This is a genomic window from Mesorhizobium sp. B3-1-8 (assembly GCF_006439495.1).
In the GTDB taxonomy this organism is placed as follows: domain Bacteria; phylum Pseudomonadota; class Alphaproteobacteria; order Rhizobiales; family Rhizobiaceae; genus Mesorhizobium.
Genome location: NZ_VFTK01000025.1, coordinates 22832 through 35734 on the forward strand (window position 1 = coordinate 22832; position 12903 = coordinate 35734).

Genomic DNA, 12903 nt, shown 5'->3' on the forward strand with positions numbered 1-12903 from the left:
ACATGAATTTGCAATAGAAAATTTTGTCACTGCCGGTAGGCGCCAGAAGCACCCACAGTTGGGAACCCATCGGCTCAGAGAAAATCGGCAGGATTGCTGAACAGGTGGATGATGGATTACCCTGACGTGCTGCTCTACATCGATGGAAGATGGACGCCCTCGAGGGACGGACAGTTTGTGCCGGTCGTCAATCCCGCAACGCAAGCCGTTGTCGGGCGGGTCGCACAGGCAGGCACGATGGATCTTGACGCCGCGCTGGCGGCTGCCCAGAAAGGGATTGCATCGTGGGGGGCGATATCCCCTTTTGAGCGCTGCAAATTGATGCGCAGGGCCGCCGACATATTCCGGCAGCAAACCGAAGAGGCCGCGCGCCTGTTGACGCTTGAACAGGGCAAGCCCCTGGCCGAGGCAAGAGCCGAGGCTCTCGCAGCATCAGATCTGATTGAATGGTTCGCCGAGGAGGGGCGGCGTGCCTACGGCCGCGTCATCCCGCCCCGGATCGGCAACGTCATGCAATTCACAGTCAAGGAACCGGTCGGGCCCGTCGCCGCGTTCACGCCGTGGAACTTCCCGATCAACCAGGTAGTTCGCAAGCTATCGGCGGCGCTCGCCGCCGGCTGCTCCATCATCCTGAAAGGATCTGAAGAGACACCGGCCTCGGCAGCTAAGTTGGTGGCCGCCTTCGCCGAGGCGGGAATCCCGGACGGCGTCGTCAATCTGGTCTATGGCATTCCTTCCGAAATCTCTTCCTATCTCATCCCGAACGAGGTGATCCGCAAGATATCGTTCACCGGTTCAACACAGGTTGGCAAGCAGATCGCAGGACTCGCCGGACAGCACATGAAGAGGGCGACGATGGAGCTGGGCGGACACGCGCCGGTCATTGTCCTCCCCGACGCCGATATTGGTAAGGCCGCCAAGACGATGGCGTTCTTCAAGTTCAGAAACGCTGGACAGGCATGCATATCGCCGACTCGTTTTCTCGTCAGCGAACCTGTTTACGACGAGTTCGTGGAGCGCTTCGTTGCAGAGGCCCGTGCCCTCAAGATGGGAGACGGTATGGCTGAAGGCACCACGATGGGACCACTAATCAGCGAACGCCGCGTCGAGGCCATCTCCTCCCTCGTGCAGGACGCCGTCCAGGCCGGAGCGGAGCTGGTGACCGGCGGCCGGAGACCCACCAATGCCGGATACTTCTTCGAGCCCACAGTCCTGAGCCGGGTTCCAATTACAGCACGCGCCATGAACGAGGAGCCGTTCGGGCCTGTCGCGCTCATGTCACCGGTGGACAACCTTGACGCGGCCATCGCCGAGTCGAACCGGCTGGGATTCGGCCTGGCCGCCTACGGCTTCACGGGTTCAGCCGCCAGCGCGGGGCGCATGTCGCGTGAAATCCGAGCCGGAATGGTGTCGATCAACCATCAGGGACTCTCCCTCCCCGAAGTGCCGTTTGGAGGCATCAATGAATCGGGACACGGCACCGAGGGAGGCGCGGACGCCTTGGAGCCCTACCACAACACCCGCTTCGTCACGCATTTGCAGGCGAGCTAATCGGGGCCGGCTCAACCATGCCCTCCACGGGACGCTCTCCGTGCCGGCGGCATGTATGTTATTTGTCGGTCGGATCTTGTTCGCTCAGACGCAGTTGCAGTCCGCTGACCAGTTACCCGCTGACCGGGACTGAGCCTGTTCCGGCAGACAGTCCTGGTCGCGATGTCCGATATGCCACCGCAGCTGATCGCAAGCATCGGCGACCCATCCGTCGGCTCGAACGGACGCCTACCGCATTGATGTAGGGATACCATTCGCCGAAGGACGGTCTGGTGTGACCGCGCCGAGGATATCAAGACTGCGAACCGGGGCCGAGGGATGGAGCGTTCCTCCTCGACGGCCTCGTCTCGGTTCGCCTTAGCGCGCTTCTTCACGGGCCACTCTCCAAGTTTATGGAATTAAATTCCATCAATGTTGACGTGAAGCGCTAGACGCGTCAATGATGACATGCGTGCAATCGCAGTTCGTCGACGACAATAGGTTTGTTCACATGTCGAACTATGTTTTCCGGCGCCTTGTCGCAATGCCCTTCTTGGTGCTCGGCATCGTCACGATGGCGTTCTTCCTGACGACAGTGACCAAAGGAGACCCACTCACCGCCCTGGTCTCCGAGCAGCAGATGAACAACCCGGAGGTCGTCGCGGCGGCCCGGCAGCGCTGGGGCCTGGATAAGAGCCTTCCGGAACGTTACGTCACCTACGTGACCAATCTGCTGCGCGGCGACATGGGGACCTCCTTCGTCACCAAGCGGCCCGTGCTGACGGACATCGCCGCGCGGCTGCCTGCAACGCTGGAACTGGTCATTGCCGCGATGCTAGTGGGCACGACCGGTGGGATCGTTCTCGGCCTCCTTGCCGCGTACTGTCGCGACAGCTCGATCGACCAGACGGCGAGGGTGTTCTCCCTCCTGGGCTCGTCGCTTCCCGTGTTCTGGATCGGACTGGCCCTCCTCTTCCTCTTCTCGGTCCACTTCCAGATCCTGCCCGGGCCGGGCAGGATCGATCCGCGCATGACCCCTCCGCCCGCTGTCACGGGCCTGATGACGGTCGATGCACTTTGGGCCGGTGACCTGGCAGCGTTCCGCAGCGCCATCTCGCATCTGGTCCTGCCCTCGCTTGTCCTCGGCTGGGCCGTGGCGGGAACGATCTCGAGGCTCGTGCGCGCCAACATGCTCGACGTGATGGCGCGAGAGTTTATCCTGACCGCCAGGGCTAAGGGCGCTGGCGAGCTGCGGGTCGTTTTCCGCCACGCCTTCCGCAACATTCTAATCCCCGTCTTGACCCTGATCAGCTACTCATTCGCCTATCTCATCACCGGCGCGGTGCTGACGGAGGCGGTCTTCGCCTGGCCGGGCATGGGCTCCTATGCCGTGCAGGCGGCGCGGTCGCTCGATTTCCCTGCAATCATCGGCGTCACCATCGTCGGCGGAATGATGTTCTTGGTCACTAATCTGCTGACCGACATCGCTTATGTGATCGCGAACCCGCGCGTGAGGCTGGCGTGATCGGCGCCGCCCGCCTGCCACTCAACCTGCGCAAGCCCTTGGCGACGGGACTGGCCTCGCCGATGCTCGCCTTCGGCGCCGCCGTCATCATGTTATGGATCGTGGTCACGCTGTTTGTCTGGCGCATCGCGCCCTACGATCCGTTCGAGATGGTCGCGCGGCGACTTCAGCCGCCGTCCATGCAACACTGGTTGGGCACCGACGCGCTCGGGAGGGATGTGCTTTCCCGCACCCTGCATGGCACCAGGCACTCGCTGCCGATCGCGCTCGTCGTCGTGGTGTTCTCCGCGGTCCTCGGCTCCGCCGCCGGCGCGGTCGCGGGTTACCGGGAAGGCCTGGTCGGTGCCGCCATCATGCGACTGGTTGACGTCACCCTCTCCTTTCCCCCGATGCTTCTCGCCATGGCGGTGGCGGCGTCTCTGGGGGCAGGTCTCGAGAACGCCGCGCTGGCCATGATTGCCGTCTGGTGGCCCGTTTATGCGCGCCTAATGCGGGCCCAGGTCCTAGAGGTTCGCGAACGCGAGCACGTCGAGGCGGCAGTCGCTGGCGGGGCCGGGAACGCCAGGATCCTTCTCAAGCACATCCTGCCCCTGTGTTGGACACCCATCCTGATCAGCGCAACCATGGATCTGGGCCAGGCTATTTTGCTCGCCGCCTCGCTGAGCTTCATCGGTCTCGGCGCCACGCCGCCAACGCCCGAGTGGGGATCCATGATCTCGGACGGCGCCGCCTTCTTCTACAACTGGTGGATCGCCCTCGGCCCCGGCCTGGCCATCGTGAGCGTAGTCCTCGGGTTCAACTTCATTGGCGACGGCGTTCGCGACTATTTCGACCCGAGGTCGCGGTGACGAGCATGATGCAATTCGCTCCGCCCGCCAACGGGCCGCCCTTGCTGCGGATCCGCGACCTTCGCGTCAGCTTTCGCAAGCGCGGACAGGCTCTCGAAGCCTTGCGCGGCATTGATCTCGACGTCGGCCGCAGCGAGGTCCTCGGAATCGTTGGCGAGTCCGGCTCCGGAAAGTCGATCGGCATGCTGGCCGCGCTCGGGCTCGCCCCTCCGAACGCGGTCGTCTCCGGCTCGGTCCAATATTTTGGCGACGAGCTCCTTACCAAGTCGCGGCGCCAGATGCGCAATATCCGGGGCGCGAAGATCGCGATGATTTTCCAGGATCCATTGTCGTCGCTCAATCCGACAATGCGTGTCGGCGACCAGATCATCGAGGCTTTGCAGCTCCACCAGCCCCGGCTCAGCGCTAAGCAGGCCACGCAAAAGGCGCTCGAACTTCTCGAGCTGGTGTCGATACCGCAGCCGGACCAGCGTCTGCGGCAGTTCCCGCATGAATTTTCCGGCGGCATGCGCCAGCGCGTGATGATCGCGATGGCTGTCGCCAACGGGCCGGACCTCCTGATAGCGGACGAGCCCACCACGGCGCTCGACGTCACGGTCCAGTCCCAAATCATGGGGATGCTGAGACAGCTCCAGGCCAAGCTCGGACTCGGGCTGGTGCTGATCACCCACGACCTCGGCGTGCTGGCCGGGCACGCCAACCGCGTCGCCGTTATTTACGCCGGACAAGTCGTGGAGCAGGCCGACGTTTTCGAGTTGTTCCAGAACCCGCGCCACCCCTACACCCGGGGGCTGATTTCATCGATACCCAAGCTGACACAGTCGGGGGGGCGCCTGTTCTCCATCGCCGGTTCCCCGCCGCCCCTCGGACAGTTCCCGGCCGGCTGTGCGTTCCATCCGCGCTGTGACCATGCAGGCGAAATCTGCCGACAGGTCCCCCCGCCCACAGTGGTCGTCGGCCGGCCGGATCACAGTTCGGCCTGTCACTTCGCCAACGTCCTCGCCGAATGGGGCGGGGTCGGAGCACGTGTCAAGGAATAATGGCATGCAGGAACGTGACAGAACGCGCGGCCGAGACGGAGACGTCCTCCTTAGGGTCCGCGACCTGAGAAAAATCTTTCCGGTCGTGGCCGGGATGATCCTCCGACGCGAGGTGGCACAGGTGAAGGCCGTGGACGGGGTTTCGTTCGAGCTACGGCACGGCGAAACACTGGGTCTGGTGGGAGAGTCTGGTTGTGGCAAGTCTACGCTCGGAAAGGCGGTTCTGAGATTGACGGAGCCGACGTCCGGCGAGGTCAGCTACCGTGGCGAAGACATTCTCTCTCTTACGCCGGCGAAGATGCGCAGGATGCGTCAGCATCTGCAGTTCGTCTTCCAGGACCCCTACTCGTCGCTGCATCCGCGCATGTGTGTCGAGGACATCGTCGCCGAGCCTTTGCGTATGCTCGATATGTCGCCGGCCGAGCGCAGGGATCGCGTTCGCGCGATTCTCGGCCAGGTCCAGCTCACGGCCGAGCACGGCAAACGCTTTCCCCATGAACTCTCGGGCGGACAGCGACAACGCGTCGTGATCGCGCGGGCTCTAGTACCCGAACCCGAGGCGCTGGTACTCGACGAGCCGGTTTCTGCGCTCGACGTGTCGGTCCAGGCCGGCATTTTGAACCTTCTACAGGATCTCCAGCAGCAGCTTGGGATAGCCTACCTTCTCATCGCCCACGACCTCTCGGTCGTTCGCCACATCTCGAAAAATGTCGCGGTCATGTATTTGGGCAGGATCATCGAGATGGCGGACGCTGCCGAACTCTACCGGCACCCTCGCCACCCCTACACCACTGCGCTCCTGTCGGCCGTACCTGTCGCGGATCCAGTAGCCGAGCGCAGCCGCGAACACATCCTCCTAAAGGGAGAGATCCCCAGTCCCCTCACGCCGCCATCGGGATGCACGTTCCGTACACGTTGTCCCAGGGCGCAAGCGATCTGCGCCACGCACAAGCCGGAACTGGCCGACATCGGTGATGGTGGCCTGGTTGCCTGCCACTTCCCGAACTGACTGCGCGGCGCCCGTCGAAGAAGCGGCGCTCAACAGACGATCCGACTGGCGCGTCTTGGCTGAACAGTCTCTTCGCCCGCTGCCGGCTAGACTAACGTCCGCGACGGCGAGGCCCGACCTCGATTGGGTTGTTTTGCAAAATTCGGTGAAGCAGTAAAAGCAGCGTGAACGACCGCACTCAGGTGGCGGCGAGGAGTTCGAACTGTTCAGCGATAGACGGATTTGGATTGTAGGCGTGCCTCGCCTGTCGTTTGCGCATCATATAGATCATCTCGACCCCGGCCAGGGTTGCAGTCACGCTTGCGAATGACTTGAAACCGAACATCGCCCACACTCGGCGCTTGATGCGCCGATGATCCTGCTCGATGCGGTTGTTGAGGTATCGGCTCTGGCGGATGCGAATCCGCTTCGGAGCGCGCGGGGAGCGATCCCGCAGTCGGTTCTCGGCATCGCAAGAGACATCGCCTCGCAGCTAGTTTGGTCGAGATGGCGATCCTTGAACATCAACAATTCTCCGGCAAGATGCCGGTCACCTATGCCACGCCGGCCATGAGCGAAAAGTTTGCAACAGAGACCGTCGGGGATCGTCGCTATGGCGTATTCCTTCATACTTGGGATTTTAGAGGCCGAGACCGCCGATGCAGACATACTTGGTATCGAGATAATCCTCGATGCCCTGATGTCCGCCTTCCTTGCCGAGGCCCGATTCCTTGACGCCGCCGAACGGCGCTTCCGGCGTGGTGATGAGGCCGTCATTGACGCCGACCATGCCGTATTTCAGCCCTTCCATGACGCGGAAGGCGCGGCCGAGATCGCCGGTGTAGAAATAACAGGCAAGGCCGAACTCGGTGTCGTTGGCAAGCGCGATCGCCTCTTCCTCGGTCTCGAACTTGAACACCGGCGCGATCGGGCCAAAGATCTCTTCCTTCATGAAGCGCATTTTCGGCGTCGCGTTGGCGATGACCGTCGGCTGGAAGAACGAGCCGCCAAGCGCGTGGCGCTTGCCACCGGCGACGACCTTGCCGCCCTTGGCGGTGGCGTCCGCGATGAATTCCTCGACCTTCTCGACCGCCTTCTCATCGATCAGCGGCCCCTGCTGCACGCCCTCTTCGAGACCGGAACCGACCTTCAGGCCATTGCTGGCAGCAACGAGCTTCTCGACGAACTTGTCATAGACGCCGGCCTGCACCAGGAAGCGGTTGGTGCAGACGCAGGTCTGGCCGGAATTGCGGTATTTGGCGGTAATCGCACCGGCGACGGCGCGCTCGATGTCGGCGTCGTCGAAGACGATGAACGGCGCGTTGCCGCCAAGCTCCATCGACACCTTCTTGACGGTGACCGAAGACTTCTGGATAAGCATCTTGCCGATCTCGGTCGATCCGGTGAAGGTGATCTTGCTGATCAGCGGGTTGGCGCAGATTTCGTCGCCGATCTCGCCGGCGGCACCCGTCAGGATGTTGATGACGCCTTTCGGGAAGCCGACCTCTTCGGCCAGCGCACCCCAGGCGAGACCCGAATAAGGCGTCTGCGTGGCCGGCTTGACGACCGCGGTGCAGCCGGCTGCCAATGCCGGGCCAAGCTTGCGGGCCAGCATCGAGGATGGGAAGTTCCACGGCGTGATGGCGGCGATGACGCCGACCGGCTCCTTGGTCACCAAGATGCGGCGGTCGGCCCACGGCGACGGCACGACGTCGCCATAGGTGCGGCGGCCTTCCTCGGCGAACCACAATATGTAGGCGGCGGCGGAACCGATTTCGCCCTTCTATTCGAACAGCGACTTGCCCTGCTCGATGGTCAGGAGTTCGGCCAGCACGTCCTGATTGTCCATCATCGCGTCGTGCAATTTGCGCAGCAGCTTCGAGCGCTCGAGCGCGGTGGTCTTGCGCCAGGTCTTGAAGGCGGCGTCGGCGGCTTCGATGGCGCGGCGGGTTTCGGCCTTGCCCGACTTCGGCACGGTGCCGATCTTGAGGCCCGTGGCCGGATTGTTGACGTCGACCGTCTGGCCGCTGTCGGCCTGCACCCATTCGCCGTTGATGAGATTGGCCTGCCGCATGAAATGGCTAGTCTTCTGAAGCATTCTCTAAACCTCGAGCCCTCGCAGCCAGGACAGTTGACTGCCGTCTTTTTCCTAGTCGTCTGCAATATCGGCGGTTTTGACCTACCCGTTTGATCCGAAGGCGATGCATCGGTACCTACCGTTGCAACTCATTTTGCAGTTCCGGCAGGATGACGAAGAGATCGCCGACGAGGCCGTAGTCGGCGACCTGGAAGATCGGTGCTTCCTCGTCCTTGTTGATGGCGACGATGACCTTCGAATCCTTCATGCCGGCCAGATGCTGGATGGCGCCGGAGATGCCGACGGCGATGTAGAGATCGGGCGCCACCACCTTGCCGGTCTGGCCGACCTGCCAGTCGTTCGGGGCATAGCCGGCGTCGACGGCGGCGCGGGAAGCGCCGACGGCGGCACCGAGCTTGTCGGCGACGGGCAGGATGACCTCCTGGAACTTCTCCGAGGAACCCAGCGCGCGGCCGCCCGAGATGATGATCTTGGCCGAGGTCAGCTCCGGACGATCGTTCTCCGACAGCTTGTTCTCGACGAAGGAGGACAGCCCCGGATTGGCCGCCGCGTTGACGCTCTCGATGGCGGCCGAACCACCTTCGGGTGCAGCCTGGAAGGACGCCGTGCGCACGGTGATGACCTTCTTGGCGTCGGTCGACTGCACGGTCTGGATGGCGTTGCCGGCATAGATCGGCCGCTTGAAGGTGTCCGGCGAGACCACTTCGATGATCTCGGAGACCTGGGCGACATCGAGCAAGGCTGCGACACGCGGCGCGACATTCTTGCCCGACGAGGTGGCCGGGGCGACGATCGTGCCATAGGACCCGGCGAGCGACACGACGAGGGCGGCCAGCGGTTCGGCGAGGCGCTCGGTCAGCTCGTCGGCGTCGGCGAGCAGCACCTTGCGGACGCCCTTCAGCTTGGCGGTGGCGTCGGCGGCAGCCTTGGCGCCCTTGCCGGCCACCAGCACGTCGACATCGGAGCCAATCTGCAGCGCGGCCGACAGCGCCTTGGCGGTCTGGTCGGACAGCGTTGCGTTGTCATGTTCGGCAATCAGAAGAATAGCCATTTTCTTATCCCTTTCTCGATTGCTGCCTAGAGTACGCCGGCTTCGTTCTTGAGCTTATCGACCAGCTCGGCGACGCTCTTGACCTTGACGCCTGCCTTGCGGCCGCTCGGCTCCTCGGTCTTGATGACCTTGAGGCGCGGCTTGACGTCGGCGCCGTAGTCGGCGGGGCTCTTTTCGTCGAGCTGCTTCTTCTTGGCCTTCATGATGTTGGGCAGCGAGGCATAGCGCGGCTGGTTGAGGCGGAGGTCGGCGGTGACGATCGCCGGCATCTTCAGGTCCACCGTCTGCAGGCCGCCGTCGACTTCGCGCGTCACCTTGGCCTTGTCGCCGTCGATGACGACCTTCGAAGCGAAGGTGCCCTGCGCCCAGCCCAGAAGAGCGGCCAGCATCTGGCCGGTCTGGTTCGAATCGTCGTCGATCGCCTGCTTGCCGAGGATGACGAGGCCGGGCTTCTCGGCGTCGACGACGCCCTTCAGCACCTTGGCGACGCCGAGCGGCTCGGTCTGCTCGTCGGTCTTGACCAGGATGGCGCGATCGGCGCCCATGGCGAGTGCGGTGCGCAAGGTCTCCTGCGCCTGCTGCGGGCCGATGGAGACGACGATGATCTCCTCGGCCTTGCCGGCTTCCTTCAGCCGGATCGCTTCTTCGACCGCAATCTCGTCGAACGGGTTCATCGCCATCTTGACGTTGGCGAGTTCGACCGCCGAGCCGTCGGCCTTGACGCGAACCTTCACATTCGCATCCACAACCCGCTTCACGGGCACAAGTATTTTCATCACAGTGGATCCTTGCACCTAATACGACTTTCGGTACGCATCTTTCAGCACGATTTTTCCGTCCGAGACCTGAAACAGGTCCACACCTCGCATCTTGGAAACTCGAGGATCGGCAGCCCAGTCCGTCGTCTCCCACACCACGAAAACTGTCTCGCCGCAGGGGTACACACCTAGTGTCTTGAGCGAGATGGTGGACTGAGGCGATAGCAGGGGATCCACCACTTTGCTAAACGGCACCTTGCCTTTGAACGTTCTGCCTGGCTCTGGCCCGGTCGTTCCGACAAACATAATTTCATCGCCAACCGTCTCCATCACCTCTTCAAGATCGTATGCTTCCCATGCATCCATGAACGCCTTCACGACATTGATCGGTTCACCAGAAGTTTTGGCCGTCTCTTTCACAGACATAGGCACCATGGTTCCCCATCTCTCTCAACCGGCCTGATTATCCACGTCGTGCTCGATAGTCTTGCCGCCTATCGGGGAACCAATCAAATCGAATAATGGCAAGGGATGTGCCGAAATTGTCATGATCCCGCACGGTAGCTATTGACGACCGCGACCTTCTCGGAAGTCGATGGCCCATCATGAACGACGCTACTTTGGCGCTTTACGCTTACCGCCTAGACGCAATTGAGGTAGGCCGCATCCCTTATCCGATCACGAAACTGCCCAAACCGGGAGAGCTGCTAGCCCTCAGGGCAATGAGAAATGCGTCGCAGTTGTCAATGGAGCCCATCTTGGCGAGAAATCCTCCACACCGTCGATGTAAGCACTTGTCGAACTCACTTTACGCATTAAAGGTGCAAAAATTGTCATTGTCTGGGGCCGTTTGCTCAACTCAAACAGCTCGAATTGGCTGTATGCTCTACGGTCCTCGCCCTAGAATGGTCAGGCGTCTCTTCGAAAAGTAATGTTGGATTTCTGGAACCCCGTCCATGCGCCGTACTCTCTTTCCCTCGATTCACGCAATGATGGCCTTCGAGAGTGCGGCTCGGCATGGAGGAATAATGAGGGCTGCAGACGACCTACATCTTTCACAAAGCGCGGTTAGCCGTCTCGTCAAGCAAGTGGAGGACGCAGTCCAAGTTAAGCTTTTTGACAGAGTTCGCCAACGGCTAGTACCCACCGAAGCTGGACGGACCTATGCCCGACAACTCCGCAAGATCTTAATCGAGCTTGAGCAAACAACGCTGCAAATTATGGCCTATGGATCTGGCGGAGAGCAAGGTACTCTCAATCTAGGAGTGTTCTCCACATTTGGAACGAAGTGGCTCATACCTAGATTAGAAGAATTCCGGCAATCGAACCCAAACATTGTCGTGTCTTGCTACGTTCGGTCAAGGCCGTTCTCTTTTGATGAAGATCCTCTCGATGCCGCAATTCACTACGGCGAGCCGATATGGCCCAACGCCGTCGTTGAACCACTGTTCGGCGAAGCGCTGGTGCCGATAGCAAGCCCTCATTTGCCTGGCATTGAAGGTTTAAAGGAAGCCAAGGATGTGCTGTCCTTTCCAATTTTGCATGAAGTCACACGTCCTTGGGCGTGGAACCAATGGTTCGAGCAGGAAACCGTCCAAATATCGGGTACACTTCTAGGGGCGCGTTTCGACCAGTTCCAGATGATTGCTCAAGCTGCTAAATCCGGCCTGGGGATTGCGCTCGTACCGCGCTTTCTGTTCGAGTCGGAGATCGCTTCAGGGGAACTGTTTGTACCTCTCAATAAACCCCTGATCGGTGACTCAAAATATTATTTAGTCTACCCCCACAGGAATTCTGCGAGTCCTAGCGTTCTCAGTTTTAAGTCATGGCTTTTGAAGTCGGCCCAGCAGGAGCAGACAAGCCCGGGCGCGCTTGCAATCAAACCAGAGATCCGGCTTCGCACAAAGCGCAAAGGCTCGCCATAAACGTCAGACAACGGCTCAGTTCGCCTACTAGTATGTATTCGTCCGGCTTGTGCGCCTGGTTTATACTTCCTGGTCCACAGACAACGGTTGGGATACCAGCCGCTTGAAACAGGCCACCTTCCGTTGCGTAGGAAACTGCTGAAACGCTGTTTCGCCCAGCCGCTTTGAGCGCAATCTGTTCAGCTAAATTCAGAGGCTGGTGCGAAAGGCCTGGGACGCTGTTTAGCTTAATTGTTTTTATCGAAGTTTTCGGCGCAATCTTTTGCATTTCGGAGGCAAGTTCTTCCGACTTGGTTTCAATGCGATGGATCGCTGGCATTTCGTCAACGCCAGGCAGAGGTCGGATCTCCCAGGTAATCCGACAATGAGCAGGGACGATGTTTTTGACTGTTCCCCCCGAAATGAGCCCGATGTGCAGGGTTGAGTAAGGCGGGTCAAATCGGCCGGTTACATCTCCTTCGTTGCGCAGAGCCTCGGCGCTGGCCTCCATTTCCATGATCAGACGCGCGGCATAGGTGATGGCGTTTACGCCTTTCATTGGGGCACTTGAGTGAGCTTCGGCGCCGGTCACGTCGGTGACGAATGTCATGGTCCCCTTGTGAGCATCGATCACGTCCATGCTTGACGGCTCACCAACGATCGTGGCTTTGGGCAGTGTTCCAAGCCCAACGATACCCTCGATCATTGGCACCACGCCCCGGCAACCAACCTCTTCGTCACACGAGAACGCCAGATGTATGGGTGTCTGTAAATTAGCCTTCACAAACATCGGAACTGCGGCCAGGACAACAGCAAGAAATCCCTTCATGTCGCAGGTGCCGCGGCCATAGACACGATCATCGCGTCGGACCAGTTTGAATGGATTTGTACTCCAGGTCTGGCCATCCACCGGGACAACGTCCGTATGTCCCGAGAGCATGATGCCGCCACGGTCATTCGGGCCGATGGTCGCATAGAGATTGGTTTTGCTACCCGGCACGTAATCGAACCGTTGGCATCTCACTCCATGTTGCGCGAGGTAGTTCTCAATGTAATCCGCAATGTCCAGATTGCTGTTTCGGCTGGTGGAATCGAATTCCACCAGCTTTTCCAGAATCTCAAGGACGCGCACAATTCCGTCCACCACGAATTGATGCTCCT

Annotated in this window: 10 protein-coding genes and 3 pseudogenes; 6 read left to right on the forward strand and 7 right to left on the reverse strand. The window is 60.8% G+C overall.

The features are described from left to right. Positions 1-108: 108 nt before the first annotated feature. Positions 109-1551: an NAD-dependent succinate-semialdehyde dehydrogenase gene (locus FJ424_RS22185; RefSeq protein WP_210239433.1), complete on the forward strand. Its 1443-nt coding sequence runs from the start codon at positions 109-111 to the stop codon at positions 1549-1551. 143 nt (positions 1552-1694) lie between these two features. On the opposite strand, the pseudogene FJ424_RS34110 reads toward FJ424_RS22185, so the two are convergent. Beyond that, positions 1695-1816: pseudogene (locus FJ424_RS34110) on the reverse strand (IclR family transcriptional regulator); the annotation flags it as partial. A 225-nt stretch (positions 1817-2041) separates the two neighbouring features. Here FJ424_RS34110 and FJ424_RS22190 point away from each other — a divergent pair. Genes FJ424_RS22190 through FJ424_RS22205 form a run of 4 tightly spaced genes read left to right on the forward strand, consistent with a single transcriptional unit; the run spans position 2042 to position 5952 of the window. Beyond that, a complete protein-coding gene (locus tag FJ424_RS22190) occupies positions 2042-3055 on the forward strand; it encodes an ABC transporter permease (protein WP_140655456.1) in 1014 nt (337 codons plus the stop codon). Further along, on the forward strand, positions 3052-3903 hold the full coding sequence (locus FJ424_RS22195) for an ABC transporter permease (protein ID WP_246677324.1): 852 nt from the start codon (positions 3052-3054) through the stop codon (positions 3901-3903). The genes FJ424_RS22190 and FJ424_RS22195 overlap by 4 nt, the downstream gene beginning before the upstream one ends. A gap of 8 nt (positions 3904-3911) precedes the next feature. Further along, the gene (locus tag FJ424_RS22200) at positions 3912-4943 is read left to right on the forward strand and encodes an ABC transporter ATP-binding protein (protein ID WP_140655503.1); all 1032 of its coding nucleotides are present in this window, start codon (positions 3912-3914) and stop codon (positions 4941-4943) included. A gap of 4 nt (positions 4944-4947) precedes the next feature. Beyond that, positions 4948-5952: an oligopeptide/dipeptide ABC transporter ATP-binding protein gene (locus FJ424_RS22205; protein ID WP_140655453.1), complete on the forward strand. Its 1005-nt coding sequence runs from the start codon at positions 4948-4950 to the stop codon at positions 5950-5952. Positions 5953-6130: 178 nt separating this feature from the next. On the opposite strand, the pseudogene FJ424_RS22210 reads toward FJ424_RS22205, so the two are convergent. The 5 genes and pseudogenes from FJ424_RS22210 to FJ424_RS22230 form a co-directional block, all read right to left on the reverse strand. Next, a pseudogene (locus FJ424_RS22210) lies at positions 6131-6412 on the reverse strand (DDE-type integrase/transposase/recombinase); the annotation flags it as partial. A gap of 159 nt (positions 6413-6571) precedes the next feature. Then, positions 6572-8029, reverse strand: a pseudogene (locus tag FJ424_RS22215) (NAD-dependent succinate-semialdehyde dehydrogenase). A 115-nt stretch (positions 8030-8144) separates the two neighbouring features. Further along, positions 8145-9080, reverse strand: coding sequence for an electron transfer flavoprotein subunit alpha/FixB family protein (locus FJ424_RS22220; RefSeq protein WP_140655450.1), 936 nt, complete (start codon positions 9078-9080; stop codon positions 8145-8147). Positions 9081-9106: 26 nt separating this feature from the next. Then, positions 9107-9856: an electron transfer flavoprotein subunit beta/FixA family protein gene (locus FJ424_RS22225; protein ID WP_140655448.1), complete on the reverse strand. Its 750-nt coding sequence runs from the start codon at positions 9854-9856 to the stop codon at positions 9107-9109. Between the two features lie 18 nt (positions 9857-9874). Continuing rightward, a complete protein-coding gene (locus FJ424_RS22230) occupies positions 9875-10264 on the reverse strand; it encodes a nuclear transport factor 2 family protein (RefSeq protein ID WP_181182085.1) in 390 nt (129 codons plus the stop codon). 566 nt (positions 10265-10830) lie between these two features. Here FJ424_RS22230 and FJ424_RS22235 point away from each other — a divergent pair. Further along, the gene (locus tag FJ424_RS22235; RefSeq protein ID WP_281405443.1) at positions 10831-11763 is read left to right on the forward strand and encodes a LysR family transcriptional regulator; all 933 of its coding nucleotides are present in this window, start codon (positions 10831-10833) and stop codon (positions 11761-11763) included. Here FJ424_RS22235 and argE read toward each other — a convergent pair. Further along, positions 11717-12889, reverse strand: coding sequence for an acetylornithine deacetylase (argE, locus tag FJ424_RS22240; protein WP_140655439.1), 1173 nt, complete (start codon positions 12887-12889; stop codon positions 11717-11719). The two genes, FJ424_RS22235 and argE, sit on opposite strands and share 47 nt — an antisense overlap. Positions 12890-12903 lie beyond the last annotated feature (14 nt).

Excerpts from the sequence above, each read along its gene's own strand:
- FJ424_RS22185 (WP_210239433.1), top strand. The coding sequence starts at position 109 with ATGATGGATTACCCTGACGTGCTGCTCTACATCGATGGAAGATGGACG.
- FJ424_RS22190 (WP_140655456.1), top strand. The coding sequence starts at position 2,042 with ATGTCGAACTATGTTTTCCGGCGCCTTGTCGCAATGCCCTTCTTGGTG.
- FJ424_RS22200 (WP_140655503.1), top strand. The coding sequence starts at position 3,912 with ATGCAATTCGCTCCGCCCGCCAACGGGCCGCCCTTGCTGCGGATCCGC.
- FJ424_RS22205 (WP_140655453.1), top strand. The coding sequence starts at position 4,948 with ATGCAGGAACGTGACAGAACGCGCGGCCGAGACGGAGACGTCCTCCTT.
- FJ424_RS22220 (WP_140655450.1), bottom strand. The coding sequence starts at position 9,080 with ATGGCTATTCTTCTGATTGCCGAACATGACAACGCAACGCTGTCCGAC.
- FJ424_RS22225 (WP_140655448.1), bottom strand. The coding sequence starts at position 9,856 with ATGAAAATACTTGTGCCCGTGAAGCGGGTTGTGGATGCGAATGTGAAG.
- FJ424_RS22230 (WP_181182085.1), bottom strand. The coding sequence starts at position 10,264 with ATGTCTGTGAAAGAGACGGCCAAAACTTCTGGTGAACCGATCAATGTC.
- FJ424_RS22235 (WP_281405443.1), top strand. The coding sequence starts at position 10,831 with ATGGCCTTCGAGAGTGCGGCTCGGCATGGAGGAATAATGAGGGCTGCA.